At 33.7% G+C, this 26,341-nt stretch carries 26 protein-coding genes; 14 read left to right on the top strand and 12 right to left on the bottom strand.

Translation table 11 applies throughout. From position 1 onward, the window contains the following. The first annotated feature begins 123 nt into the window (after positions 1-123). Complete coding sequence (locus tag BDW31_RS00830; RefSeq protein ID WP_053024416.1) at positions 124-372, top strand: hypothetical protein; 249 nt, start codon at positions 124-126, stop codon at positions 370-372. Between the two features lie 68 nt (positions 373-440). Here the strand turns inward: BDW31_RS00830 and nagB are convergent, their stop codons facing one another. Both nagB and BDW31_RS00820 read right to left on the bottom strand, forming a co-directional pair. Then, positions 441-1,169, bottom strand: a complete 729-nt coding sequence (gene nagB / locus BDW31_RS00825; protein ID WP_053024417.1) for a glucosamine-6-phosphate deaminase — start codon at positions 1,167-1,169, stop codon at positions 441-443. A 24-nt stretch (positions 1,170-1,193) separates the two neighbouring features. Continuing rightward, positions 1,194-1,865 carry an N-acetylmannosamine-6-phosphate 2-epimerase gene (locus tag BDW31_RS00820; RefSeq protein ID WP_053024418.1) on the bottom strand — a complete coding sequence of 224 codons (672 nt, stop codon included), beginning with the start codon at positions 1,863-1,865 and terminating at the stop codon, positions 1,194-1,196. A 173-nt stretch (positions 1,866-2,038) separates the two neighbouring features. Here BDW31_RS00820 and BDW31_RS00815 point away from each other — a divergent pair, with 173 nt between their 5' ends. Continuing rightward, positions 2,039-2,845 carry a MurR/RpiR family transcriptional regulator gene (locus tag BDW31_RS00815; RefSeq protein WP_053024419.1) on the top strand — a complete coding sequence of 269 codons (807 nt, stop codon included), beginning with the start codon at positions 2,039-2,041 and terminating at the stop codon, positions 2,843-2,845. Positions 2,846-2,906: 61 nt separating this feature from the next. On the opposite strand, the gene BDW31_RS00810 is transcribed toward BDW31_RS00815, so the two are convergent. Beyond that, positions 2,907-3,770, bottom strand: a complete 864-nt coding sequence (locus BDW31_RS00810; protein WP_053024420.1) for an ROK family protein — start codon at positions 3,768-3,770, stop codon at positions 2,907-2,909. A gap of 242 nt (positions 3,771-4,012) precedes the next feature. Here BDW31_RS00810 and BDW31_RS00805 point away from each other — a divergent pair, with 242 nt between their 5' ends. The 4 genes from BDW31_RS00805 (at position 4,013) to BDW31_RS00790 (ending at position 8,173) form a co-directional block, all read left to right on the top strand. Continuing rightward, positions 4,013-4,894, top strand: coding sequence for an N-acetylneuraminate lyase (locus BDW31_RS00805; RefSeq protein ID WP_037550753.1), 882 nt, complete (start codon positions 4,013-4,015; stop codon positions 4,892-4,894). Between the two features lie 51 nt (positions 4,895-4,945). Then, positions 4,946-6,478 carry a sodium:solute symporter family protein gene (locus BDW31_RS00800; RefSeq protein WP_110708955.1) on the top strand — a complete coding sequence of 511 codons (1,533 nt, stop codon included), beginning with the start codon at positions 4,946-4,948 and terminating at the stop codon, positions 6,476-6,478. A 103-nt stretch (positions 6,479-6,581) separates the two neighbouring features. After that, a complete protein-coding gene (locus BDW31_RS00795) occupies positions 6,582-7,400 on the top strand; it encodes a CPBP family intramembrane glutamic endopeptidase (RefSeq protein ID WP_053024422.1) in 819 nt (272 codons plus the stop codon). Positions 7,401-7,564: 164 nt separating this feature from the next. Beyond that, positions 7,565-8,173 (top strand): NDxxF motif lipoprotein, encoded by a 609-nt coding sequence (locus BDW31_RS00790; RefSeq protein WP_053024423.1) that lies wholly within the window; start codon positions 7,565-7,567, stop codon positions 8,171-8,173. Positions 8,174-8,307: 134 nt separating this feature from the next. On the opposite strand, the gene BDW31_RS00785 is transcribed toward BDW31_RS00790, so the two are convergent. Continuing rightward, positions 8,308-9,126 carry a CPBP family intramembrane glutamic endopeptidase gene (locus BDW31_RS00785; protein WP_016930588.1) on the bottom strand — a complete coding sequence of 273 codons (819 nt, stop codon included), beginning with the start codon at positions 9,124-9,126 and terminating at the stop codon, positions 8,308-8,310. 157 nt (positions 9,127-9,283) lie between these two features. Here BDW31_RS00785 and BDW31_RS00780 point away from each other — a divergent pair, with 157 nt between their 5' ends. Continuing rightward, positions 9,284-9,946: a CPBP family intramembrane glutamic endopeptidase gene (locus BDW31_RS00780; protein WP_016930589.1), complete on the top strand. Its 663-nt coding sequence runs from the start codon at positions 9,284-9,286 to the stop codon at positions 9,944-9,946. An 88-nt stretch (positions 9,947-10,034) separates the two neighbouring features. Here the strand turns inward: BDW31_RS00780 and BDW31_RS12640 are convergent, their stop codons facing one another. From BDW31_RS12640 to BDW31_RS00760, 5 genes are all read right to left on the bottom strand, one after another. Next, the gene (locus tag BDW31_RS12640) at positions 10,035-10,265 is read right to left on the bottom strand and encodes an ABC transporter substrate-binding protein (protein ID WP_053024424.1); all 231 of its coding nucleotides are present in this window, start codon (positions 10,263-10,265) and stop codon (positions 10,035-10,037) included. Between the two features lie 15 nt (positions 10,266-10,280). Further along, complete coding sequence (locus BDW31_RS12635; RefSeq protein ID WP_226955367.1) at positions 10,281-10,418, bottom strand: hypothetical protein; 138 nt, start codon at positions 10,416-10,418, stop codon at positions 10,281-10,283. Positions 10,419-10,607: 189 nt separating this feature from the next. Next, positions 10,608-11,246, bottom strand: coding sequence for a pyroglutamyl-peptidase I (gene pcp, locus BDW31_RS00770; protein WP_053024425.1), 639 nt, complete (start codon positions 11,244-11,246; stop codon positions 10,608-10,610). A gap of 24 nt (positions 11,247-11,270) precedes the next feature. Next, positions 11,271-12,197, bottom strand: a complete 927-nt coding sequence (locus BDW31_RS00765; protein WP_053024426.1) for a DUF979 domain-containing protein — start codon at positions 12,195-12,197, stop codon at positions 11,271-11,273. Further along, entirely contained in the window at positions 12,190-12,894 is a 705-nt protein-coding gene (locus tag BDW31_RS00760) for a DUF969 domain-containing protein (protein WP_053024427.1), read from the bottom strand. The genes BDW31_RS00765 and BDW31_RS00760 overlap by 8 nt, the downstream gene beginning before the upstream one ends. A gap of 569 nt (positions 12,895-13,463) precedes the next feature. Here BDW31_RS00760 and BDW31_RS00755 point away from each other — a divergent pair. Continuing rightward, positions 13,464-14,840, top strand: a complete 1,377-nt coding sequence (locus BDW31_RS00755) for an MFS transporter (RefSeq protein ID WP_053024428.1) — start codon at positions 13,464-13,466, stop codon at positions 14,838-14,840. Positions 14,841-14,891: 51 nt separating this feature from the next. On the opposite strand, the gene BDW31_RS00750 is transcribed toward BDW31_RS00755, so the two are convergent. Continuing rightward, positions 14,892-15,866 carry a choloylglycine hydrolase family protein gene (locus tag BDW31_RS00750; RefSeq protein WP_070485227.1) on the bottom strand — a complete coding sequence of 325 codons (975 nt, stop codon included), beginning with the start codon at positions 15,864-15,866 and terminating at the stop codon, positions 14,892-14,894. Positions 15,867-16,267: 401 nt separating this feature from the next. Then, on the bottom strand, positions 16,268-17,230 hold the full coding sequence (trhO, locus tag BDW31_RS00740) for an oxygen-dependent tRNA uridine(34) hydroxylase TrhO (protein ID WP_085060202.1): 963 nt from the start codon (positions 17,228-17,230) through the stop codon (positions 16,268-16,270). A gap of 276 nt (positions 17,231-17,506) precedes the next feature. On the opposite strand from trhO, the gene BDW31_RS00735 reads away from it, so the two are divergent. The 5 genes from BDW31_RS00735 (at position 17,507) to pbp4 (ending at position 23,639) form a co-directional block, all read left to right on the top strand. Next, on the top strand, positions 17,507-18,484 hold the full coding sequence (locus BDW31_RS00735) for an SMP-30/gluconolactonase/LRE family protein (protein WP_110708953.1): 978 nt from the start codon (positions 17,507-17,509) through the stop codon (positions 18,482-18,484). 258 nt (positions 18,485-18,742) lie between these two features. Then, positions 18,743-20,389, top strand: a complete 1,647-nt coding sequence (locus tag BDW31_RS00730; protein WP_110708951.1) for a phospho-sugar mutase — start codon at positions 18,743-18,745, stop codon at positions 20,387-20,389. Between the two features lie 399 nt (positions 20,390-20,788). Further along, entirely contained in the window at positions 20,789-20,959 is a 171-nt protein-coding gene (locus tag BDW31_RS12405; RefSeq protein ID WP_161511575.1) for a hypothetical protein, read from the top strand. 135 nt (positions 20,960-21,094) lie between these two features. Further along, positions 21,095-22,234: a polysaccharide deacetylase family protein gene (locus tag BDW31_RS00720; RefSeq protein WP_110708949.1), complete on the top strand. Its 1,140-nt coding sequence runs from the start codon at positions 21,095-21,097 to the stop codon at positions 22,232-22,234. A gap of 253 nt (positions 22,235-22,487) precedes the next feature. Continuing rightward, complete coding sequence (pbp4, locus tag BDW31_RS00715; RefSeq protein ID WP_110708947.1) at positions 22,488-23,639, top strand: penicillin-binding protein PBP4; 1,152 nt, start codon at positions 22,488-22,490, stop codon at positions 23,637-23,639. 87 nt (positions 23,640-23,726) lie between these two features. Here pbp4 and BDW31_RS00710 read toward each other — a convergent pair whose 3' ends face one another. Next, positions 23,727-24,314 carry a TetR/AcrR family transcriptional regulator gene (locus BDW31_RS00710; RefSeq protein WP_110708945.1) on the bottom strand — a complete coding sequence of 196 codons (588 nt, stop codon included), beginning with the start codon at positions 24,312-24,314 and terminating at the stop codon, positions 23,727-23,729. A 196-nt stretch (positions 24,315-24,510) separates the two neighbouring features. Here BDW31_RS00710 and BDW31_RS00705 point away from each other — a divergent pair, with 196 nt between their 5' ends. Then, positions 24,511-26,286: an oleate hydratase gene (locus BDW31_RS00705; RefSeq protein WP_110708943.1), complete on the top strand. Its 1,776-nt coding sequence runs from the start codon at positions 24,511-24,513 to the stop codon at positions 26,284-26,286. Positions 26,287-26,341 lie beyond the last annotated feature (55 nt).

The raw sequence follows: 26,341 nt of genomic DNA, 5'->3' as shown, positions 1-26,341 counted from the left end.
GGTTGATGTAGTTATTATAAATTCTCTCTAACCTCTATTCGCGTTTAAAGATATACATTCTAGTGTATATATGTAGTAAATGTTTGATACGAAACTCGAGCGACGGAAGAGAGGTGTCCATTCATGAATAATGATTTCAGATTCCCTAACGCTAAGCATTTCTTTAGTTGGTTAGCATGGTTATCTATTGTTGCTTTAATCGCATTAATCCTACTTAATTTAATCGTTTATAGCACATTCAAAAGTTTTAATAATTTTACTTTAGCATTTGAATTTCACCAAACAGAATTAATATTCTTAATTACTTTCTCAGTAATTGCGGTTATTAGTATTATTATGTATTTAATTTTAAAACTATTTAAACATTCATAAAATGAAAAAACAGAAAGTGGATTGGCTATCAATCCACTTTCTGTTTTCTATTTTATTTGGGTAGTGAACTATAAATGTTTGAAAATAGTGTCATCAACAATGATTTCTACATTAGGATGTTGATGCAAGATAGATACAGGTAATGACTCAGTTGTTTCACCATTCAAGAGTTGATGAATTGCATCACGTTTACGTTCTCCAAATGCTAATAAGATGATTCGTTTCGCACGCATAATAGAATTCAATCCCATAGAAACGGCTTGTTTAGGCACATCATCAATATGATCAAAATGAACACTGTTAGCATTAATCGTTGATTCAGTTAAATCAACCACACGCGTTTCACTTTCAAAAGATGTGCCAGGCTCATTGAAGCCGATATGTCCATTTTCACCAATACCTAATAACTGAATGTCCGGTTGACCAATTTGTTTCAATTGATCCTCATAACGACGTGCCTCACGCTCTAAATATTCAACATGGCCTTGAGGAATATGAATGTTATCGGCATTCCAACTAGCATTGTGATCAAATAATAATTGATGCATATACGTATGATAACTTTGAGCATGTTCAGGTGCTAACCCTACATATTCATCTAAATTAAATGTTTGAACTTTTGCTAAATTTACTCGATTAGCCAATGCTAATTCTGAGAAGCGTGGGTAAACATCTGTCATCGTGCCACCAGTAGCAAGCCCTAATATAGCATCAGGCTTATCTTTAATTAACTTCAATAGTTCAATTGCAACATAATCACTCGCTAATTTTTTATCTACTAAGTTCGTTATCTTCATGATTTACGCCTCCAAATTAAGCAATTATTTTTGTTGGACAACTTCTATAAAACGTTCAGTGATTTGTTTAGGACGTGTAATTGCGCCACCGACAACCGTACAATGTACGCCTAAGTCACTTACCTTTTTATACATTTCAGGTGTAATGACATTACCTTCTGCAATAACTTTCGCGTTGACCTTTTCTAATACTTCTTTTAAAAATTCAAAATCATTTTCAAAGAGAATGTGTCCCTTTGTATAAGACGTATACCCACGTAATGTTGTGCCAATGTAATCAAAGTTTAAATGATCTGCATTGATGGCTTCTTCAACAGTTGAAATATCCGCCATAATTTCAACATGGGGTGCTTTCTCTCGAATGTAATGAACTAATTCTTCAAGGGACTCCTTAGGACGTGTTTGCGTTGTCGCGTCTAAAGCAATTACTTCACATCCACTTTCAATTAGTTCATCCACCTCTTTAGAAGTTGCTGTAATAAATACATTAGAACCTTCATAATCTCGTTTTACAATTCCGATAACCGGTAGTGATACTTCTTCTCGAATCGCTAAAATATCTTCTTTAGTATTCGCACGTATACCAACCGCTCCACCTTGAAAAGCTGCTAGAGCCATCTTTGACATAATAAATGATGAGTGTAATGGTTCGTCAGGTAACGCCTGACATGACACGATTAATCCATTTGGTAACATTTTTAAACACGCTCCGTCTTTTTCAAAATTGTAAATAGAAATAGTATTTATAATTGATTCGTTTATTCATTCATATCATAACATTAAGAAAATATTTATCAATTTATAATTGAGAATTGAAAAATATTTTCAAATATAATACAGTTTAACTAACTTAATTACGAGGTGTTGTCATGAAATTTGAAAATCGTATTCAACGAAGTCGTCATTTATTAACGAAAATGGATAAAAAAATTATTGAATATATACAAACACATGAACTTGATGAAAATTTCTCTACAATTAATTCCTTAGCTTATGCTATCGGGACATCACCAGCTACCATTACAAGATTTAGTGGCAAATTAAATTATGCCAACTTTCAAGATATGAAGTTTAATTTGCAACACGAAAAATCAGAAAAGGTAGTAGAAAATGCACCGCTTGTTCAGCTTATTCATCGTTATCATCAAAACATTATCCAACAAACGGGTGAATTTATTTCCGAGGAAAAGATTAAGCGTCTAGCACACAATTTAAAAACGTGTAGACAAGTCAATTTCGCAGGATTAGGAAGTTCGGGATTAACGGCAAGTGAATTTTACTATCGCACAATGCGTATGGGTATCAAAGGTTCTGTATCAACAGATGCGCACCAAATGAAGATATCGGCGTCGCTACTTTCATCACGAGATATGTTTGTCGCTATTTCAAATAGTGGGGAAACCTTAGAATTAATTGAAGCTGCGAAGATTGCTCGCAATCAAGGGGCGTATGTCGTAGTCATAACAAATTTCGAAGGTAGTGCGCTTACTAAGAATGCAGATTTAGTATTAATCACGACGGCTCAATCAAGTAACAATGATTCAAAATTCATCAACTCACAAATCGCAACACTATTTTTATTAGATATCGTGAGTTATTTATTATTGAATGACACACATATGCAACAAGTGTATCAACAAACACGAGATGTCATTTTAGGAAATGAGAAAGAATGAGTGAGGAGTGGGACAGAATTCGTTATGAATTCAGTGTCCCACGCCTATCTAAATCCAGCTGTTATTTAGTGATTGCGCCGAATAAAGCAGCATGATTCTCTGTTTGAGTTGTTTGAATCTTAGCAATGCCATAGTCAGAGGGTAAATAATGATGAATTTTAGGTTCTATATATTTGAGAAGTGTTTCACCTTGAGATGAAATACCGCCTCCAATAAGAATCAAGCTTGGATCATAAATAATTTGAATTTGAGCAATACCTTCTGCAACATAATTACTCCATTCATTGAGAATATTAAGTGCTTCTTCATTACCATCTTCTGCTAGATTAAATAATCTAGGTACATCCGTACCATGTTCAAATTGATGTTTAGTCATTAAATCTTTAAGAGCTGATGTTGAGGCACGTTGTTCAAATGTTTTACCATCTTCTTCACGATAAAGTAAGTAACCAATTTCATTGGCACGGTGACGCGAACCTTGATAAATGCCAGAAGCTTGACTGTAAAATGCACCACCAATACCTGTCCCCAAAGTTAAACAGAATATATTATCTTCTTCATAATGATGGAGTTTAAGTTCCCCTAACAATGCCGCATCCACATCATTATAAACAGCGATATCAGACGATAAATCTTTGAAGACTTCGAAGAATTGTGTACCGTCATAATTAGGAATGGTTGGCCCCGTATAAATAATTTGACCTAAATCTGAATCGACGACACCAGCACTTGAAATACCAATAAATGGATTTTTAAGTTGATATTGTTTCATAAATGCTGCTACTAATTGATATGTTTCATCTACAATTTGCACATTAATATTATCTGGCGTTTTAATCCTTTTATAATCAATCATTTCTAAGTCATCATTAATGACTGCCACTTTAATATTTGTTCCACCTATATCTATAGCTATTTTATACATTGAGGTACCTCCTTAGTCGTCTTTATTATAACGACACTTCAAATTAAAGTAATCGTCATCATTCTTTTTGAAAAATATTTTCATCAAATTCGCAACATTTTGTTAAATCTTTTCAAAAATAGTTGTTTAAGAAAATGATAGCGTTTACAATTCGAAGTGTAAATAGAAATTTATTGTAATTGAATTTATCTCAAAGTTTATAAAAATGAATTTGAATAAAAATTGATTTGGAGGAACATGACATGGAAGATAAATTAAAAGGATTATACGCCGCATTACTTGTACCGTTTGATGAACATGGACAAATAAAAGAAGAAGGATTAAAGCAAATTGCTAAAAATGCGATTGAGACTGAGAAACTTGATGGCTTATATGTGAATGGTAGTTCTGGGGAGAACTTCTTAATTAGTAAAGAACAAAAGAAACAAATTTTTAGAGTAGTGAAAGAAACTGTTGGAGACGATGTGAACTTAATTGCGCAAATTGGATCATTAGATTTAAATGAAGCGATTGAACTTGGGAAATACGCAACAGAACTAGGTTATGATGCGTTATCAGCAGTGACACCATTCTATTATCCATTCTCTTTTGAAGAAATTAAGCAATATTATTTCGACATTATCGAAGCAACACAAAACAATATGATTATTTATGCGATTCCTGACTTAACAGGTGTCAATATTAGCATCGAACAATTTGGCGAGTTATTTAATCATGAAAAAGTTGTAGGCGTGAAATACACTGCACCGAACTTCTTCTTATTAGAACGTATCCGTAAGGCATTTCCTAATAAACTCATATTATCTGGATTTGATGAAATGTTAGTGCAAGCGACAATTTCAGGTGTCGATGGGGCAATTGGTTCAACATACAATGTGAATGGTCGCCGTGCACGACAAATATTTGATTTAGCACGAGAAGGCAAAATTGCTGAAGCATATCAAATACAACATGATACGAATGACATCATCGAAACGGTATTAAGTATGGGCATTTACCCAACATTAAAAGAAATATTAAAAACGCGTGGTATCGATGGAGGATTGCCTAAACGTCCATTCCGACCATTTGATGAAAGACATCGCGATGCATTGGACACATTAATTAAGAAATACGATTTATAGACAAACTGAGAATATTTAACAACAGAATATGTAACACAAGGGGTGTTGATTATGCATCAAGTCGGTTTTGGGGCATGGAATTGGGTAGCTGTTATTGGTTATCTTGTCATTATGTTATTAATTGGAGCGTACTTTACTAAAAGGGCTGGTAAAGATACGGATAGTTTCTTCACGGCAAGTGGTCGTTTGCCATCGTGGGCCATTGGGTTCTCGATTTATGCGACGACTATAAGTGCCATTACCTTTATGTCTACACCGGAAAAGGCATTTTTAACAGATTGGGCATACATCGCTGGTAATATTGCGATTGTCGCAATTATTCCAATTTTAATCGCATTTTATGTACCATTCTTTAAAAAGTTACGCGTAACATCAGCGTACGAATATTTAGAAGCGCGTTTTGGACCAAGTATACGTGTCATCGGTTCATTATTATTTGTCATTTTCCATTTAGGACGCATAGCGATTGTTATTTATTTACCAACATTAGCAATCACAGCTGTATCTGATATGAATCCATTCATCGTAGCTAGTTTAGTGGGTATTTTATGTATTCTTTATACTTTCTTAGGTGGATTCGAAGGCGTTGTATGGAGCGATTTTATCCAGGGTGTTATTTTACTTGGTGGCGCATTAATGATAATTATCATCGGTGCTTTTGAAATCAAAGGTGGTTTCGGCACAATTGTCAGTGATGCAATTGCCAATAAGAAGATTATTAGTGTAGATAACTGGAAATTAAATAGCGCAGCAGCAGCGATTCCGATTATCTTCCTTGGAAATATCTTTAACAACTTACACCAATATACTGCGAGTCAAGATGTTGTTCAACGTTATCAAGCATCTGACTCTATGGATGAAACGAAGAAATCGTTATGGACAAATGGTGTTTTAGCGTTAATCTCTGCACCTATTTTCTATGGAATGGGAACTATGATGTATTCTTTCTATCAACATGAACAGGTATTGCCTAAAGGATTCAATACATCATCTATCGTGCCTTACTTCATTCTAACTGAAATGCCACCATTCGTGGGCGGATTACTGATTGCAGCTATATTTGCGGCTGCACAGTCGACGATTTCATCAAGCTTGAACTCTATCTCTGCTTGTATTTCTGAAGATATTAAACATCGCTTCTTTGGAAAAGGGGCAGATAAATCAGAAGTTAACTTTGCACGATTAGTCATTGTTGTGGCAGGCTTATTAAGCTATGTTATTTCAATTTACTTAATTGCTGCTGATTCAAACAATTTATGGGATTTATTCTTATTGATCACTGGATTATTTGGTGTACCACTAGCTGGTATCTTTGCAGTAGGTATCTTTACAAAACGTGCGAATACATTTGGTGTCTTAGTAGGATTAATTGCAGGTGTAATCATTGCATACCTACTAAATGGCGTTGGTGGAGGTAACTCACCATTCTACGTATCAATCATTTCATTCGTCGTTGCTTTCGTCTTCGGATATTTAGTAAGTCTTGTCGTACCATCTAAAAATGCAAAAGATATTACTGGGCTAACAATATTTGATAAAGATAAACCATCAACATATATTTCTAAAGTAATAGAGAAAAAATAATATTTAGTAAACGAGTTGGACATAATTGATTGTTCGACTCGTATTTTATATCTTTAACATTGTGCTAATATAATAATGATTATAAAAAGATAGGGGTATTATCATGAAAATATTGAAAATTGCAGGTATATTCTTATTAGCACTACTTATCATGGTCGTTACACAAGGCATTGCATCCATCTTTAGTGATTTAATTCCATTTCTAGGTATAGGCGCTATTTTACAAGGGATTTTATATATCATTTTTGCTTTTTTAGTCGTTCGATTATTCATTAAACGTGTATTAAAAGATCGCTTGAGCGCATATCGTATAACAACACCTAAGTTTAATAAACTCTATGTGATATTAGGCTTAAGCTTACCAATAGTAGTTTATGGCATTTATTTCATTTTTGTTCCAGGTGATTTTACTGTGCACCACTTTGGTAATTTAATTGATATGTTGCATTCATTTTTCTGGTCTATCTTCGTAACAGCCTTAGGTGGCGCGGTCGTTGAAGAAATGGTATGCAGAGGTTTATTGATGGGGTACATTGAGAAGAAGACGAACATCAAGATTGCCATTATTTCCACGGCAATATTTTTTGGAGCAATCCATTTATTAAATGGTGGGTTAAATGTAAGTAGTTTCTTCTTATTATTAATTAGCGGTTCACTAGTAGGCATCATGTTCGGTTTGGCAACCTATAAATTTAATACCATTTGGGCAAGCATTACGCTACATTTTTGTTGGAATTTATCCCAACTTTTACTTATCACTGAAAAGGAAAGTCAGTATAGTATTTGGCAATATGTCGTACATACGAACAACATAGCCATCACAGGTAATCAATTTGGTTATGAAGCATCCATTATATCTATCGCAGGATACATAGGCGTTATTTTTATTTTACTAATGATTAAACATAGAGGTATTCAATAGAAGGGTTCAGATTTCTATAGAGTGATATTCTCTCATGAAATTAGGCATAGTAAACAAGTTACTTTAAAAGTAGTTGTTATTTTACATGGTTTATTTAAATTATTTATGTAGTTGCTTATACTAAAAAAAGGAAAGAATTACTTACATTATAAAGGAGCATTAATATGAAGAAATACTTATTAGTTATTCCTGTAATTATTCTTACTTTTACATTAGTTGGCTGTTCGTCATCGTCAGAAGAAAATGATTCTAAAGATACATCAAATGATAACAAGCAGTCACAAAATAGTGCTAATCATAATTATAAAATACCGAAATATATTTTTGATAAAACAACTAAAGATCAGAAAATTTCTGAAAACACGATTAAAAAAGATATTAAAATCTATTTAGATACCGATAGAAAATTAACAGATGCTAGAGAGCCATACGAGGACAAGTTAGATTCTGACGAAAAGTTATCTAAGAAAAAAGAACAAAAATTCAATCATATTGTAGACTTACAAGAACAAAATTTAAATAACTTTGCCAAGTACATAAAAAATAATCAGATGCCTAACAAAGAATATGAACAATACACTAAAAAGATAAGTAATTATATGATAGCAACATATCAAACAAATCAACGTGCGTTAAATTTAGATGAAGATGCATCATTAAAAGATATTCTCGATATCAATAAAGATAAAAATATTGCGAATGGTCGAGAACAAGCCAAAATTGAGAAATTCTTGAAAGAGAAAAATATAAAGACCATTGCATTTGATAAATAAAAATAAGCGGGACTTCGACGTAATGAAGTCCTGCTTTTATAGTGTTAATAAGTGCTAAATTCTAAATTAAGAAATATTTAAGATTAAATTACGACAATATTTGTTATGTTAGAACTAGTTTAAGAGTTCAATGTTTAACTAAAAAATACCATAAAGTAACTTACTAGAACCATGATGCCACTCACACCATTATGAATCATATGAACCATCATGCTGTCACGAACATTTCTACGACGATGGTAAGCAAGGTAGAATATCATTCCCATCATGGTATACATTAGAATTGCTACCCAATTTGAAATACCATGCTGAGAAGCAAAGATAAGTGATGATAGGATGAACGGTAACCAGAATCGTGTACGTTTAAATAATGTTTCTTTAAAAATGCCACGATAAACAAGTTCTTCTAAATAAGGTGCTACAAATGTAATCGTCAGTACGAAGACAATTAGCGGGAAGACTTGGCCCAATTGATCAGGCGTTGGTTTGGCAGCGTTCATATCACCTAATAACATTTTGTCGTTTTGTGTTTGCATTGAACCTGTCGCAAATAGCATTAAATATGACATACCAATAACGATTAATCTAAGAAGTAAGGCCCAACCAACATTAACTGCAATATCCTTACCTGTAAATTTTTTAGACTTTTCATAGGTATGACGTTTGTAATAACCTCTAACTAGCCATATTACTACAGCAGCTAGTATGAAATAAATGATGGTCACTAATGTGCAAGTTAATGTATCCATATAAATAGAAAAACTATAGATAAACATACTACTCACAATAGGAATTTGAATTAGTAGCATCCAGCCAATGAAAATAAGGGCACGTACAAACTTATTACCAGTTGGACGACGTTCTTCGGTATGTATGTGGTCTTTAGTTGAATTATCTTCATTTGAAGAAGATGTAGTATTAGAAATTGTATCCATATTTTGATGATTCATCATAATAAACCCACCTTTGTCTAGAAATATAAGATTTTGAAAAATGAATACCTCTATATGAATGTAACATATATTTGACATTTATTGTAGGTTACTTCATAAAAATGCGTTATCTAAACTAAAAATTAACATTTCGAATTATATGTTTAGGAGGCTAACTATGTCTAAAGATGAAATGTCACATGACCATATAACAGGAGATTTTCAAATTTCTCAAAAACCTTATTGGAAGTTGCTATTACAATCTCTATTTTTAATTTGTATTTTATTTGTTGCCGAATCAATGGTTATACTCTTAGTAGAGAAGCCAAGATACTTTTGGATTGCTATTGTAGGGGTCATTATTGCATTTCTAATTTTAAAATTAAGTAAGTTGAAGCTATTTCAATTTAGTCGAATAACTAAAAAGCAATGGCTAATCATTATCATTGGATTCATTCTTGCAAATGGTACAGATTATATTTATTTTGAATTCATGCCTACGACAGGGAATGAGAAGGAGTTAGAGGAAAGTTACCGCAATGTACCACTGTATTTACAACTCATTGCGATAGGTATTTTAGGTCCTATCTTAGAAGAAATTATATTTAGAGGATTGTTAATTAAAGGTATCTTTAGAGGTGCACCTATAGTTGGTGGCATAGTATCTGTTATTTTATTCGCTGGCGCTCATGGCCCAAGCAACATAGGTGAATGGTTTATTTACGGCTTTTCAGGTTTCATTTTCGTTGTTGCATATTTAAAAACAAAACGGCTCGAAATACCTATCATCATACACATGTTTGGTAATATATTAGCTACATTTCAAAATTATTTTTGGTAGAAATACTCTAATTACATAGTATATACGCAATAAAAACAATGCCTAAGTTTTGATAGGCATTGTTTTTTAACTTAAATATGCTCAATTCTTAAATGTTTATAGGATCGGTTGTATCCGTTGCCTTCGCACGTTCAATTGAGAATTTAACTGCCGATGCATCAAAATCAGAACCATCATTGAATTTTACATTCTTCTTTAAATGAAATAGGTAGTGTTTACCGTCTTCTGAAGCTTCCCAAAATGTAGCAAGACCTGGTTCAATCTTGCCATTTTTACCATAAGTTACAAGCGGTTGATAGATAGCATTGTACACAGGCATAGGCGCATCAAAGCCTTATGCATCTAGTTGATTTGTATTAAATTCACGAGGTAATGAGACTTTAACCTCTTTGTCATCATTATGATACTGAGCACAACCACTTAACATAAGCATCGCGCATATAGAAAGTGAATAGAATATGCGCTTTTTCAATGTTTACCTTCTTTCTATTGTATTCATCATTATTTTTTATAATAGAGTTTAGTTATTGAAAATATTTTTCCATCAATAAACATTATTATATGATACACCCTATACAAATTCTTTGAAATGATAAATTTGTGAATAGGTACGTAGAAGTTTTCCAATTTTGAAATTAAAAAAAGAGGGGGGACCCTCTTTTTAATGTGTTTCTCCTAGTGCAACTTTGGCGTCGTCTTCTTTAGAAATGGCTTTAATAGCCGCTGTTAAACCTTTCGCAATTGTTTCAATAGACATCGACGGTTTCTCAGGTTTATCTGTTACTTGTTCAGGGATAAATGGTACATGAATAAATCCAAATAGTAGCCCCGGATAAGACTTGTCAGCGAGATAACCTAATTGGTATAGGACATGGTTACAAACAAATGTGCCCGCTGTATTCGATAAGCTTGAAGGGACGCCTGCTGCTTTAATCGCTTCAGTCATCGTTTTAATAGGTAAGTTTGAGAAGTAGGCAGGTGCGCCATCTTCTTGAATGGCCACATCAATAGGCTGATTTCCTTTGTTGTCAGGAATACGTGCATCGTCGATATTGATACCTACACGCTCAGGAGTAAGGTCATAACGGCCACCAGCTTGACCAATAGACAAGACCACTTCGTAATCGCCTTTAGACAGTTCTTTATCAATGACGTCTTTAGATTCATGAAAGACGGTTGGAATTTCTAACTTTGAAATGGTATGTTCGCCAATCGTATTCTCCAATTGCTTTACTGCCTCTAGTGCAGGATTAATCTTTTCACCGCCAAATGGATCAAATGCTGTAACTAAAATTTTCATTATTCATTTCCTCCTTAGAATTATTTAAAATGCCCAGAAATACATTAGAGCAATGTGAATTACTATAAGTGTTAATGCTATAGGCGCCTGTGCTTTAATAACGCCAAATTCTTGTTTCATTTCAAGTAGTGCAACTGGTAATGTGTTGAAATTTGCCGCCATAGGTGTAAGTAATGTTCCGCAGAAACCACCAGTCATGGCAAGCGCACCTGCAACGATTGGATCGCCACCTTGTGCAATAACGAATGGAATACCAATACTTGCTGTTATAACAGTAAATGCTGCGAAAGCATTTCCCATAAGCATTGTAAAAAGAACCATACCTAATATATAAGCAATTGCACCAATTAAATGGTTGCCCTCAGGTAAAAATGAAGAGATACCTTTTGAAATGACTTGACCCACACCACTTGCAGTAAAGAGTACGCCAAGTGCAGCTAAGAATTGTGGTAATATACCTGTCGTTCCAACTTGTTGCGTTAATCGGTCACTGTCATACAATGTGTAAGATAATTTTGGTTTGATAATGAGTAGTGCTGCGATTAATCCTACAATAGATGAAATACCTAAACCGATGGCACCGCCAAGTGGAGTCCAGTTTGAAACAACTACTGCCACCACAGCTAAGACAATTGCAGGAATGAAAAGCTTATTTCCATATTTAGCAGAACCTCTTTCAACTTCCTCATCATTAACATCGATAATGTTTTTGATTTTCACTTGTCTGAAAAGTGTTAAAGCACCCATTGCTAAAACTAGCAGACCATTAATTGCATTTGGTATATAAGGACCACCTATAAATAAAATAGCTAAAATGGTCCAAAATGCTGCTGTACCTAAACTTTTAGATTTATCTTGTGAACGTAAAGCGCGATAAGCTGTATATAAAAATTGAAGTCCAATCAATATGTAAAATATTTCTAAAATATGGTTTAAAGTTGCTTCACTCATGACTTTTCACCTCATTATTTCCATATTTTTTATTGAAGTAACGATCGAGTAAAATATTTTTAATCCAAACTAAAATAAGTGTGATGATAGCAACAGGAATTGAAGCGAGCACTAAACTCATCGCATTCACTTTAATGTCTAAAGATTGGAAAGTCCCAACCATCAATAACACACCAGCAGCACCAACAAATAAGTTTTGTCCAAAGAAATTACCATAATTTTCCATGGCAGATGCTTCGGCTTTTAGTTTTTCAATATCTTTCTCATCGATGTCTTTATCAGTAAGATTGTAACGTGTTCGAAGTGCACCTTGAACCATAGGGTTAATTAAAGGTCGAACAAATTGAGGATGGCCACCGATACGTATTGAAGCTACGCCGGCGATTTCACGAATAATTAAATATAAAGTAAGAAGGCGACCGGTTGTTATTTTCTTGACGTTACTAATTAGTTTAGAAGCTTGTTGCTTCAAACCAAAACGTTCAATTAAACCGACCATAGGAAGTGTAAGCATAAATAAAGTTACAAGACGTTGATCTACAAAGGCTTTTCCAAGTGTTGAAAGTACTTCAACGATATTCATACCGGCAACTAAACCAGTGACTACTGCTGCAATTAAAATAATTGCTATAGTGTCAAACTTAAGAATGAAGCCGATGATTATGATTAAAATACCAATCAATTTAATCCATTCCATAAAAACACTCCTTAACAGTTATTCAAATTAACTTTTAATATTTAATTGATGAGATTCAGAGTTACAATTAATCTCTGTAACCCTATCTAATTAATATGTAAAAGATAAGTGAATAATAGATGTAATTTTCTTAATATTAGCACAACTAAAATTGCTATTAAAGTGAATTTAAAATAAATTGAATAATATTTTATATTTAGATATTGTTTGGAATGTTAGATGATAAATAGGTTTAAAAATTCAAGATAATAGAGACTAAATTCTAAATCTTTTTTTAAATGATTTTAAAGTAAATTAGTAGCATTTGAACATTACCTTTTGCGAGTTCCGAGACTATTTCTTTATGTTCTTCAATTAAGTTAGGTCTGTGTTTATTTATTACAGTTTGGTTAAATAAATATATAAAACTACGATATTTATGATAAGTTTCTAAAATAAACTGATTATTAGTTGCCTTCATTAAAATTTTAAATTATATATTTTCTTCAAGGGCATGATATAATATCTTAGGTTATATGAGAATAATTCTCAATAACTATTTTATTATATCAATAAAGGAAGTGTCAGATGTGAGTTCACATCAAAGTAGGTTCGACGGTAAATTAATCATTGCAGCTAGTTTTGCAGTGTTAACATATTGGTTGTTTGCACAATCATTTATAAATATTGGTTCTAGTGTACAAAAGACGTTTGGTGCTACAGATTCTACACTTAACCTATCTATCAGCCTTGTATCATTCGTTACAGGTATTTTCATGGTGGGTGCAGGAGATATTGCAGATAAAGTGGGAAACCTCAAGATGACAATAATAGGTCTCGTCTTTAGTATTATTGGTTGCCTTAGTCTTATTTTTGTTCCTGCCACGCCATTCTTAGTTATTGGGCGCATTTTTCAAGGCCTATCAGCTGCCGTATTACTACCTTCTACAATTGGCTTAATATCAGATAACTTTAAAGGTCAATCACTCCGTAAAGCTTATAGTTTTATGATGATTGCGACAGTTGGTGGAATAGGATTTTCTTCCTATGTCGGTGGTCTTATTTCTAGCTTTTTAAGTTGGCAATTTATCTTTGTGTTTTCTATCGTTTTATCAATTATTGCGATTTTTATTTTAAGTCGTAGAAAAGAAGTGCCACGTCAAGAACGTGATCACCAGCCCTTTGATTATGTAGGCATGGTGATTTTCGGCGTAATTATCGCTTGCTTAATGCTATTGATGACTCAAGGTTTTACATATGGTTGGGCAAGTCGATTCACGTTAACTGTTGCAATTGTTGGTCTCATTGCTTTAGTTGTATTTTATATTTTTGAAAGAGGCAGACCCACACCATTTATTGATTTTTCAATTGTAAAAAATCGAGCATTTCTGGGCTCAACAATCAATAATTTTGTGCTTAACACTGGGGTAGGTACCACAGTAGTCTTCAATGGTTATGCTCAAAAACAATTTGGTATGAGCGAAGCACAAACTGGTTTGGTTACAGTGCCGTATGTCTTCATGGCGATAGCGATGATACGCTTAGGTGAAAAAGCAATTCAAAAATATGGCGGTAAAAGTATGTTAATTGCAGGGCCGCTATTTCCAGCAATTGGTATCATTCTAATTAGCTTCACTTTCTTATCGCCAAGTTGGTATGTAGGTATTGTAACTTTCGCATTTGTTGTATGTGCGATTGGTAATGGGTTAGTTGCTACACCAGGCTTAACGATTGCAGTATTCAATATGCCAGAAGAGAAAGTGAGTTTTGCTACAGGTTTATATAAGATGGGCGCTACACTTGGAGGAGCTTTTGGTATCGCGTTAAATACGACCGTATTTACAGTATGCCAACAATTCTATTCAGTAGAAATGTCAGCAATGATTTCATTCTTAGTCGGGGCAATTATTATGATACTTGGACTTATATCAGCATTTATTCTGATTCCTAAAAATGTTAAAGCATAATAAAAACAAGCGTGGCTTTTTTATCAGCCACGCTTGTTTGTTTATAGATAATTAATTTACTTTATCGGTAGACAATCCTTGCGGAATCGGATCAAATATAACTAATTCGTCGCTATTTAATAAATCCTCAGTTAATTGTAATTCAGCAATACGATTAGAATTATAGTATTTCACATACAATGTACGCGATGTTAAGTTAAATACAGTTTGGTACAGCGTATAGTGGAATTCATCTTCAGAAGGGCGAACTGCACCTTTAGGAATGCTTACACTATCAAGAATTCTAAACGCATCTAATACTGCATCATCACCATCGTCAGGCAACATATTACTTACAAGATAAGCTGCTCTTACATAACGTTCTGCTGACGTATAACCACCTGGTAGTCCAGAGGTACCACTTTCATTGCCGATATATAAATTTTTATAGCGTTTATATTGTGGTTTGTAAGGTGTCACATTCGCATAATTCTTCAAGTTCTCGTAATGCCAATTTAAATCAGGGCTATTTGTTAGTATACCGACTGGATTATCATGAACGACAATGCGACCTTCTACAAACGTAATCTCTACAGTTCGGCCTGTCGCATCCGATACATGATAATGTAATGGTGGCGCTTCATTAATATCATTCAATGTATGTGCAACAACATTAACTTGGTCTGCTTGTTCAATAAGTTCCTCAATCGTTTTGTTGTAACCAAGTACCCATGTTAATACTTCAGTTTGTGAAATATTGATGTATCCATCTCGTATTTTATTAGCGTATGAGGCATAACCACGGTCATATTGATTAGATATTGCGAGGCCATGCTCATTTACACCGTCTCCGAAAATAAAGCCTTCCATATCAGAACCGGCACCAGTAAAACCATACGACGTTGTACCTTTATAATCTACACGAGATTCCCAATAGTAGTGACGTGGTTGCACAGCAGGATGTCCACTTAATGGATAGTCATAGTCCATCGTACGTCCTAAAATAACGTCACCGTTTTTAGCTTGAAACGTAAAACCTGTACACATATGTAGAAACCTCCAGTATTTAAAGTGAGAATTATTATCAATTATAAGATTTCTAATTACGCATTTCAATTTTTAAAGTTTTTCGGAAAAAGAGTCCTAAAATAAAAGTTGCTATATACATACTAAAACAAATAATATAGGCCCAAATTATACCGTAATAGTCAACTATCATAGAAATAATAAAAGTGCCAATAGCGAAGAAAATGCTGTTAAATAATTGCTTAGATGCTTGTATAAAGATATTTCAATTCTAGTTATATTCCAACATTGAAAATCTCAAAAAAGAAATCATATAAGCAAAGTAAGTTGCGGTGGACAATGACTTCATGAAGAATTCTAAGCCACTTCAAAAAATATCCCTTATGAGCTAATTAAATCTCATAAGGGATATGATTTAGATATTAAGCATGTGCATGTTCTGGAACGTCTTTGAAGTTTTCTAAACGACGATTCCATTCTTCATCGCTAATGTTGTTTTTAGCTACATAACGGTTACGTTCATGTTTGGCACAGTTATATGAACAAGCACCGAGATATTTGTCTTCATTTTCTTCTGAAACAAGAATTTGCTTGTTACATTCAGGATTTGAACAGTTAATATAACGTTCGCAAGGTGTACCGTCAAAGTGTTCTTTACCGATAACTGTCTTCTCAACTTGGTTAACGTCAACACTAATACGTTCATCGAAGACGTACATTTTACCGTCCCAATATTGACCTTTAGTTTCAGGATCTTTACCGTAAGTTGCGATACCACCGTGTAGTTGTCCTACATTTTCGAAGCCTTCTTTAACTAACCAACCAGAGAATTTTTCGCAACGAATACCACCTGTACAATAAGTTACGATGTTTTTACCATCTAATTGATCTTTGTTCTCACGAATCCAGTCTGGTAAGTCTCTGAAGCGTGTGATATCAGGGCGAATGGCACCGCGGAAGTGACCTAAGTCAAATTCATAGTCATTACGAGCATCTAAGATGACAGTATCTTCATCTTCAAGTGCTTCTTTAAATTCGCTAGGTGAATAATATTTACCAGTTGTAACACGTGGATCAACATCGTCTTCTAAACCTAAAGCAACGATTTCATTTCTTGGACGCACGTGCATTTTTTTGAAGGCATGTCCTTCAGCTTCATCAATTTTGAACGTCATATCTGCGAAACGCTCATCTGAATGCATATGTTCGATATATTTATCAGTATCTTCTTTCGTACCTGATAATGTACCATTGATACCTTCTGTAGAAACTAAAATTCTACCTTTTAAATTATTTGATTTGCAGAATTCTAAGTGCTCAGCTGCAAATGTTTCAGGGTCATCAATTGTTGTGTATTTGTAATATAATAACACTCTATAATCCATTTTCTAATTCTCCTCTAAAAATTTATTTATCGTAAAGGTAAGCCATATCATTTAGTTATTCAATAATTTATCTTTTTATAAAAATCAACATTATATTATTTTACCAAATTTACAATAACTTTCAATATTTCGGTTTTGAATATAGGACAACAGACCTATGTTAGAAGTACAATTACTTTTTGAAAACGATTACATGTAGTACGATAAGTAGAAAGTGAATTAAAGGATTATAATGAATTAAGATTATACTTTTCGAAAAGGGAGGAATTGTTAATTATGACAAATCAATCTTTACCAAAATTAACATATACTGGGGCATCAAAAAGTGCAGTACCTATTATTTCTGAAAGTGAATTACAAACGGTAACGGCAGAACCTTGGTTAAAAATTTCAGATGAAGGACTTCAACTTGAAGGTCTTGTCTTTGATAGAGATCATAATTTATTTTTATGTGAAGTGTTTGGCGGTAAAATCTTTAAAGTCGACATAGACACAAAAAAGGTTTCAACAGCGTTTCAATCAACAAAACAAAATCCAGCTGCAGTCAAAATACATAAAGATGGACGTTTATTCACTTGTTATTTAGGCGATTTCGAGTCAACAGGTGGTATCTTCGCCACAGATGAACATGGTGAACAATTTGAAGAAATCATTTCGGAACTCAATACTGAATATTGTATTGATGACATGGTCTTTGATAGTAAAGGTGGTTTCTATTTCACTGATTTCAGAGGCTATTCTACCAACCCTAAAGGTGGCGTTTACTATGTTTCACCAGACTTCAAGACAGTAACACCAGTCATTCAGAACATTTCAGTAGCGAATGGTGTAGCTTTAAGTACGGATGAAAAAATATTATGGGTTACAGAAACAACGATTAACCGACTACATCGTATTCAATTAGAGGACGATGGCGTGACAATTGCACCATTTGGCGCAACGATTCCATATTACTTTACTGGCCATGAAGGACCAGACTCAGTTTGTATTGATAGCGATGATAATTTATACGTAGCAATGTATGGACAAGGGCGTGTTCTAGTCTTCAACAAACGTGGATATCCTATTGGTCAAATCTTAATGCCAGGGCGTGATGAAGGTAAAATGTTACGTTCAACACATCCACAATTTATTCCTGGAACAAACCAATTGCTCATTTGTACCAATGACATCGAGAACGACTCAGAGGGTGGTTCAATGATTTATACCGTTGAAGCTTTTGCGAAAGGTCATGAAAGCTATCAATTTCAGTAAGTAATAGAGAAATCAGCGACATCGTCTAACACACCATAAAACCCCTCACTAGCCCAATAGTGAGGGGTTTGGTGTTGCCAATGGAATTAATTTATAAATGTATTTTATCACTATGGGTTACTTATTGCGAGTTTGATTCGTTGAGCATCAACGATAACTAAATAATGCTTATCTCCTAATCAAATGAAACTTTTTTAAATATCCAGTATACTGAAATAGAATAATAAGACATCCGTATAAGTATGAAAGGAGTATATAATGAAAGACAATTGGATGAAATATAAAGATGACAGTCTTGTAGCATCATTCTATGATAGTCAGACCACAACGTTTCAAGAACAAGGATTTGAAACTGAATTAGCTTTTGGAACTGCAGGTATTCGTGGCCAGTTTGGACTTGGTCCAGGCCGTTTAAATCGCTATACCATACAACGTCTGGCATTAGGAATTGCTAATTACTTAAAAGATAAAGAAGATAATCCTTCAATTGTCATTCACTATGATATTCGTCATTTATCTTCAGAATTCGCGCATATTATTACGCAAATTTTGACTTCGAAAGGCATTAAAGTTTATCTGGCAGATGTATATAAAACAACGCCACAACTATCTTTTGCTGTCCGATACTTGCAAACATCTGCCGGTATCATGATTACAGCAAGCCATAACCCTAAAGATTATAACGGCATCAAAGTTTATGGTGCAGATGGTGCGCAATTAGATGAGGATACTTCATTAGAAGTTGCTCAATATATCAATAACTTAGGTAATCCACTTGAGTTGAATATTGACTTAAATCAAGAACTTATTGAGAAGAACACCTTTGATTTACAAGAAGCGGTTTATGATAGTTACATAAATGAAATTACAAATCTTATAGGTGATATTACACAATCTGATTTGAAGGTCGTATATACAAGTTTGCATGGTACTGGTGTGCCGATTATTCCGGACGTTTTAAAGCATCTTAATTTTCAGAATGTAAGCTTAGTCGAATTGCAATGTGAGTTAGATCCAAATTTCAGTTCCGTTAAAAGTGCGAATCCCGAAGAGCGAGAAGCCTTTGATTTAGCAATTCAACAGGCACACGACTTGGAGGCTAACCTTATTATTGCGACAGATCCAGACGTCGATCGCATGGGATTTGTAGAACGAGATACAAATGGTCAAACATATTACTTTGGTGGTAGTGAAATTGGCGCATTACTCATTAAATATCTGCTCGAATACACGAATGTGCCGAATCATTCGGTTGTTATTCAATCTATTGTAAGTGGTGAGTTAGGTAAACGTCTTGCACAACAACATGAGGTGACTGTGAAGGAAGTCTTAATCGGCTTTAAACACATTGCTAAAGCCATTCGTGAATTAGATGACACAGAATCATTTTTATTTGCCTATGAAGAAAGCTATGGTTACTTAGCTGACGACTTCGTGAGAGACAAAGATGCCATTCAAATCGTTCCATTAATTATTAAGTATGCTTCTATTTTGAAAAATGAAGGCAAAACACTGCACGATGCATTAAAAGAGATTCATAGAGAAGTAGGACAATATCGGGATAAACCGATGTCTAAAGTCTTTGAAGGTAGAGAAGGACAACAACAAATTAACGCTTTAATGGATAAATTAAGACGTAATATTCCTGATGTCATTGCAGGATTAAAAGTCATTGCAGTAGAAGATTACGAGACATTGAAACGCATTTATAAAGAAGACAACACGGAAGAAGCAATATCATTACCACAAGCGAATGTGATTCGAATTCTCTTTAAAGAAGGGTTTATTGCCTTAAGACCATCAGGCACAGAGCCTAAACTGAAATTCTATCTGTCACTCAACGTCGATAACTTCGAACAAGTATCACAAGACATATATAATTATATATTTGGCGATACCGAATAGCATCATGAAAAAGCATTTATATGCAAGTAAGCAGTATTAAATATAATCCCATCTCAATCGTTCATTTTCAAAATTAAAGAATAATATAAAACAGCTTATAGTACACATCACAAAGTGCACCATAAGCTGTTTTCTTAATTAATATTTTCTTAAAAATTCTATTTGTCGATCATATAACTTATTCGCAATATAAGATTGAACTGTATTTAGAATCTCCTCAATTTCCTGGGTCATATTGGATAACACTCTTACAGTAAAACCATATGTTGGCAATTGCGTGATGCCAAGGCGACAATTATATTTCAGCGTATAACCTTTAATTTCCTCAAAACATACATCTCCTATTATATGTATAATGCAATTATATAGGAAATTATATTAAAGCTAAAGGTGAACATAATGAAATTAGATATTCACGATAAAATTGCGATAGTACTCATACTAATATTTATGTTTATTAGTACATTTTCGATGCCAACAATTTATGAATTAATATTGAAAAGCTTAATCGTTTTAGCGATTGTAGTTAATATAAGTATGAAATTTCTCGCGAAAAGAAGAAACAAATAATTTAATACAGAATAAAATTAATTTCATGTAAAAATTCCGTTAAGTTATAAATGATATGTTATACATAGTATAAAAATGTTATATAATATTTAGTGATCAGCATAAAATTACTTTCTTACATAAAGGAGCTAATACATGATTAAAAAATATTTGTTGAGTGTATTCACTGTTTTAATAGCCATGGTTTTATGTGCTTGTCAATCGACATCGCAAACGCATGAGAAAAAAGCTAAAGAAGAAACGCATAATAAAGAAGAGAATATTTATGCGAAAAAGCGTAGTTCTGGTCAAAAAGATTGGGTTGAATATAAGGGGGATGTAGCACATATTTTCTTCCATCCTTTAATTACGGATCCTAAAGTGGCGTTTACTGGTGAAGTGAATCAAGCCAAAGGCAATAATGATTGGATGATTACCGTTGAAGAATTTAAACGCTCACTTGATGAATTATATAAGTATCATTACATATTGATTGATCCACATGATGCATATGATTTCAATTCTAAACCTATTAAAAAGAAATCACTTAAGTTGCCCAAAGGAAAGAAACCGTTAATTTTATCAATAGATGATATGAATTATTATGAATATATGAGAGGAAATGGTTATGCAGATCGCTTAGTATTAGACAAATATAATCATGTTGTATCTGAAACGAAAGACAAAGATGGTAAGGTTACTCAAAGTGAATCGAATGATATTGTTCCAATTCTAAATCAATTCGTAAAAGAACATCCAGATTTTTCATTGAATGGACAAAAAGGTGTAGTTGGTTTAACTGGATACAATGGGGTACTCGGATATCGCACGAATGAGTTGGATAGTAAAGACTACTCTAAGCGAAAAGAACAAGCGATAAAAGTTGCAAATGCAATGAAACGCGATGGTTGGACATTCGCAAGTCATTCTTGGGGGCACATTGATTTTGCAAATAGTTCATATGATCGTATTGTGAAAGATACAGAACGTTGGAAGAAAGAAGTAACGCCGATTATTGGCAAAACGGATTTATTTATTTTCCCTCATGGTGCGCAAGATAGAGGTTCAGCAGGCTATCAGTACCTAGAGAATAAAGCAGGATTTAAATTCTTAGCTGGAGTAGGTCCAAATAATTTTACTGATATTGGTGAAGATAGCGTTTATCAAGACCGTGTTGCTATGGATGGTTTGAATCTATATGACTTTAAAAACAAGTTGAAACCATTTGTAAATCCAGACAAAGTTTATAGCAAAGAAGATCGTAGTTATTTTAAAGGTGAGAAAGGTTATAAATAATTTTAATTACTTTCTATGTGACGAATCTTAATTGAAACGACATAGTCGAACTCTGAGAATTGTATTATGGTAGTTCTCAGAGTTTCAATTTTTCATTAAAAAGCAAGTAAAGTTTAATGGATATCAAAATGTATAGTAAGTAACAACAATATAGTTAAGTGATTATGATTTTGAATGTAGTTGTATTATTCCTATAATATTGTTATAAAAGGTATTGTACAACATTATTAATATTAAAAAAGTAGGGGATATTTTGTTTGGTAAATTTGTAAAAGGAATAGGTATTATCACTACGATTTCGTTATTACATACTTCGATAAGTGATGCGAGTGAATCGCCAGTAACTATTGCTAATAAAGAAAAGAAAAGTAGTATTAGTACGAAATATCAGCCTAGTGGTGTCATGCTTACTACTGAGCAAGGGCAAATTCTATATAATTACCGGGGAAATAATCAGGTTGACCCTGCTTCTATGTCTAAAATAATGACCTTATATTTAACTTATGAAGCGATTGAGAATGGGAAGTTAAAGCTCAGTGACAAAGTCAAAATTACAAATAAGTATGCTACCATGTCCAACCTACCAAACCTATCATCAGTATCATTGAAACAAGGTCAAACGCATACTATTGAGGAATTAATTAAACAAACCACTTTAGCATCAAGTAATGTCGCAGCAATGATATTAGGTGAGAAAGTAAGTGGCGATAATAATAAATTTACTAACACAATGAATCAACGAGCTAAATCGTTTAATATGGCTAATACCAATTTTGTCAATCCAGCAGGTGCGCAGAATAGTTTATTAGATCAATATGCACCTTCAAAATTTAAGAAACAAGATTACCCTAAAAGTACCGCTAAAGATATGAACCTTTTAATGCAAGCGTTAATTAAGAAGTATCCTCAGATATTACAAATATCTAAGTTGCCACGGGATACTCAAAAAGGAAATACTTTTAAAAGTACGAATTTATCTTTAAAAGGGCAACCACTATATTTACCTGGTACAGATGGCTTAAAGACAGGTACAAGTAATAAAGGCTATAATATTGCATTGACAAATAAGCAAGATCAATTACGTCTAAATGAAACACTAATGAATGTGAAACCCTTTGGTGATGTAAATGCGAAATACAATAGAAATAGAATAGGTAATCACATCATCAAACAATATCGTCAAAAATATGAATATAAGAAAGTGTTAACTGAAGGAGACCATGAGATAGATGGCAAGAAATATCATGTAAAAAAAGATTTATATGATGTTGTACCTAAAGATAAATCTAAATGGCATCTAGCTATCAATAGTAAAGGTAAAGTCTATGTTCATTATAATAGGGATTTCTTACCAGGCAGTCAGTATCCACGTGTAGCTGCTGATAAAAAATGGAAATGGTTCTAAATCAGTAAATTAAATTAGAAAAAATGTCGCTAAGCTTTTATCTTGGCGACATTTTTCAAATAATGAAATATCTTTAATAAAGGCGTTTTAGCTCAGTTTTTTCAAATGTACTTCTCTTGCGCCACATATCATATTAACAATTTCTTTCGTTACTTTATCAATCGATTGTTGTTGTCCATGTTGAATCCAATTCGTGATGACGCTCAAAATACCTCCAGTTAAAAATTCTCCATATATTGTTACATCTACATAAAATTGACCACTCTGTCGATCAAATTCAATTTGCTTTTGAACTGCTTTATAGATTTGCTCATAAAAAATAGTATAAACTTCGCCGTAAAAATTGAGTGTTATAACGCTACGGACAATATCTTTATTATCGTGAATAAATGTCAAAACATCTCTCATCAATTTCTCAAAAAATTGTCTAGGATTGTCGGGATTAATGTCTGGTAAATATAACTCTCTAAAATGATCAATCAACGTGCCGACAACGTGATTTAACAAGTCATATTTATCATTAAAATGACGATAAAAAGTTGATCGTCGTACATTTGCATTTGCACATAAGTCTTGAACCGTTATTTGTTCAAAAGATTTAGTTTGTAGTAAATCAGAAAATGAAATAATTAGGGCTTGATGTGTTTTTTGGACGCGTAAATCTTGTTTGTTCAACTTAATCACTCCTCATATCGGACAGTTTGAATAAAATGTCGCATATGTTACAAACGCACATAAGTGACGCACAATTCTTGCCCCTCGTCATTTTATAATACTATCGAAGGGTAGATTAATTTCTTTAAGATTACTTATAGTTTACTACTTTTCAATCTAAAAATTAAAAACTATGAAAACTTGGGAAGTGATACGTATGTACTATAGTAATGGAAATTATGAAGCATTTGCACGTCCTAAAAAACCAGAAAATGTAGAGCGTAAATCTGCTTATCTTATTGGTTCCGGATTAGCATCTCTAGCTGCTGCATGTTTCTTGATTAGAGACGGACAAATGGATGGGTCAAAAATCCATATTTTAGAAGAATTATCTAAACCTGGTGGAAGTTTAGATGGAGATGAACTTCCTTTGAAAGGCTATGTTGTGAGAGGTGGAAGAGAAATGGAGAACCATTTCGAATGTTTGTGGGATTTATTTCGCTCCATCCCGTCACTTGAAATGGAAAATGCTTCAGTTCTAGATGAGTTTTATTGGTTAAATAAAGAAGATCCTAATTACTCACGTTGTCGTGTTATTGAGAAAAGGGGGCATCAGTTAGCTACTGATGGTGATTTTACTTTGGCGCCACAAGCCATTAAAGAAATCATTCATTTATGTTTAATGAAAGAAGAGACATTAAACGATGTGAAGATTACGGATGTCTTCTCAAATGACTTTTTGCATTCGAATTTCTGGATCTATTGGAAAACGATGTTCGCATTTGAGCCATGGCATTCTGCAATGGAGATGCGTCGATATTTAATGCGCTTTGTACATCATATTGGAGGATTAGCAGATTTCAGTGCCCTTAAGTTCACCAAATATAATCAATATGAATCACTAGTTCTTCCGATGATTGCTTACTTAGAGTCCCACGGTGTGCAATTTCAATATGATGTTCAAGTGTTGAATATCAAAGTAGATATCACAACGAAAGAGAAGGTTGCGCGTGAAATTCAACTTAAGCGTTCAGGTAAAGATGATATCATTCCTCTAATGCCAGATGATCTAGTATTTGTTACGAATGGTAGTATCACTGAAAGTTCAACTTATGGAGATAACAACACACCCGCACCCCCTACAAAAGAAATCGGTGGTAGTTGGACGTTATGGCGTAATCTTGCCAAACAGAGCCCTGAGTTTGGTTGTCCCGAAAAGTTCTATCATCGTTTACCAGACAAAAGTTGGTTTGTATCAGCAACCGCGACGACAAATAACATGACAATTATTAATACAATCGAGCAAATTTGTAAACGAGACCCTTTAGCCGGCAAGACAGTGACAGGTGGTATTGTTACTGTTAATGATTCTAAATGGCAAATGAGTTTTACTGTTAATCGTCAACAACAATTTAAAAGCCAACCCGAAGACAAGGTGAGCGTTTGGATCTATGCATTATATTCAAACGTAAATGGGGATTACATCCATAAACCTATCACTGAATGCAGTGGAAATGAAATTTGCCAAGAATGGTTATATCATATGGGCGTTCCTATCAATCAAATTGAAGACCTCGCTAAAACGCAATGTAATACGATACCAGTCTATATGCCATATATCTGTTCTTATTTTATGCCTAGATCCGTTGGGGACAGACCACTTGTCGTGCCTGAAAATGCTCGCAACATAGCCTTTATTGGTAATTTTGCAGAAACAGAAAGAGATACTGTATTTACCACTGGATATTCGGTAAGGACTGCTATGGAAGCAGTATACCAATTATTGGACATAGATAGAGGTGTCCCTGAAGTGGTTGCAACAGAATTCGACCTTCGTATATTGATGGATGCCTTATATGAACTTAATGATGGTAAAAATCTATCAGAACTCTCAGAACATAACAAAATACAGAAACTCGCTCTTAACGCTTTCTTGAAGAAAATAAAAGGTACCTATATCGAAGAATTGTTGCACCAACACAAGTTACTATAAGTGTAGATAAAATTCATAATGGCAAAATTATGCCCCCACATGTCTAATCAGCATG

The organism is Staphylococcus sp. AtHG25 (assembly GCF_003217445.1).
Taxonomy (GTDB): domain Bacteria; phylum Bacillota; class Bacilli; order Staphylococcales; family Staphylococcaceae; genus Staphylococcus; species Staphylococcus haemolyticus.
This window is presented reverse-complemented; position numbering and strand designations above follow the sequence as displayed.

Bases quoted from the DNA above. Each gene is read 5' to 3' on its own strand.
- BDW31_RS00830 (WP_053024416.1), top strand. From the start codon at position 124: ATGAATAATGATTTCAGATTCCCTAACGCTAAGCATTTCTTTAGTTGG.
- nagB (WP_053024417.1), bottom strand. From the start codon at position 1,169: ATGAAGATAACGAACTTAGTAGATAAAAAATTAGCGAGTGATTATGTT.
- BDW31_RS00820 (WP_053024418.1), bottom strand. From the start codon at position 1,865: ATGTTACCAAATGGATTAATCGTGTCATGTCAGGCGTTACCTGACGAA.
- BDW31_RS00815 (WP_053024419.1), top strand. From the start codon at position 2,039: ATGAAATTTGAAAATCGTATTCAACGAAGTCGTCATTTATTAACGAAA.
- BDW31_RS00810 (WP_053024420.1), bottom strand. From the start codon at position 3,770: ATGTATAAAATAGCTATAGATATAGGTGGAACAAATATTAAAGTGGCA.
- BDW31_RS00805 (WP_037550753.1), top strand. From the start codon at position 4,013: ATGGAAGATAAATTAAAAGGATTATACGCCGCATTACTTGTACCGTTT.
- BDW31_RS00800 (WP_110708955.1), top strand. From the start codon at position 4,946: ATGCATCAAGTCGGTTTTGGGGCATGGAATTGGGTAGCTGTTATTGGT.
- BDW31_RS00795 (WP_053024422.1), top strand. From the start codon at position 6,582: ATGAAAATATTGAAAATTGCAGGTATATTCTTATTAGCACTACTTATC.
- BDW31_RS00790 (WP_053024423.1), top strand. From the start codon at position 7,565: ATGAAGAAATACTTATTAGTTATTCCTGTAATTATTCTTACTTTTACA.
- BDW31_RS00785 (WP_016930588.1), bottom strand. From the start codon at position 9,126: ATGATGAATCATCAAAATATGGATACAATTTCTAATACTACATCTTCT.
- BDW31_RS00780 (WP_016930589.1), top strand. From the start codon at position 9,284: ATGTCTAAAGATGAAATGTCACATGACCATATAACAGGAGATTTTCAA.
- BDW31_RS12640 (WP_053024424.1), bottom strand. From the start codon at position 10,265: ATGCCTGTGTACAATGCTATCTATCAACCGCTTGTAACTTATGGTAAA.
- pcp (WP_053024425.1), bottom strand. From the start codon at position 11,246: ATGAAAATTTTAGTTACAGCATTTGATCCATTTGGCGGTGAAAAGATT.
- BDW31_RS00765 (WP_053024426.1), bottom strand. From the start codon at position 12,197: ATGAGTGAAGCAACTTTAAACCATATTTTAGAAATATTTTACATATTG.
- BDW31_RS00760 (WP_053024427.1), bottom strand. From the start codon at position 12,894: ATGGAATGGATTAAATTGATTGGTATTTTAATCATAATCATCGGCTTC.
- BDW31_RS00750 (WP_070485227.1), bottom strand. From the start codon at position 15,866: ATGTGTACAGGTTTTACGTTTCAAGCTAAAAACGGTGACGTTATTTTA.
- trhO (WP_085060202.1), bottom strand. From the start codon at position 17,230: ATGGATTATAGAGTGTTATTATATTACAAATACACAACAATTGATGAC.
- BDW31_RS00735 (WP_110708953.1), top strand. From the start codon at position 17,507: ATGACAAATCAATCTTTACCAAAATTAACATATACTGGGGCATCAAAA.
- BDW31_RS00730 (WP_110708951.1), top strand. From the start codon at position 18,743: ATGAAAGACAATTGGATGAAATATAAAGATGACAGTCTTGTAGCATCA.
- BDW31_RS12405 (WP_161511575.1), top strand. From the start codon at position 20,789: ATGAAATTAGATATTCACGATAAAATTGCGATAGTACTCATACTAATA.
- BDW31_RS00720 (WP_110708949.1), top strand. From the start codon at position 21,095: ATGATTAAAAAATATTTGTTGAGTGTATTCACTGTTTTAATAGCCATG.
- BDW31_RS00705 (WP_110708943.1), top strand. From the start codon at position 24,511: ATGTACTATAGTAATGGAAATTATGAAGCATTTGCACGTCCTAAAAAA.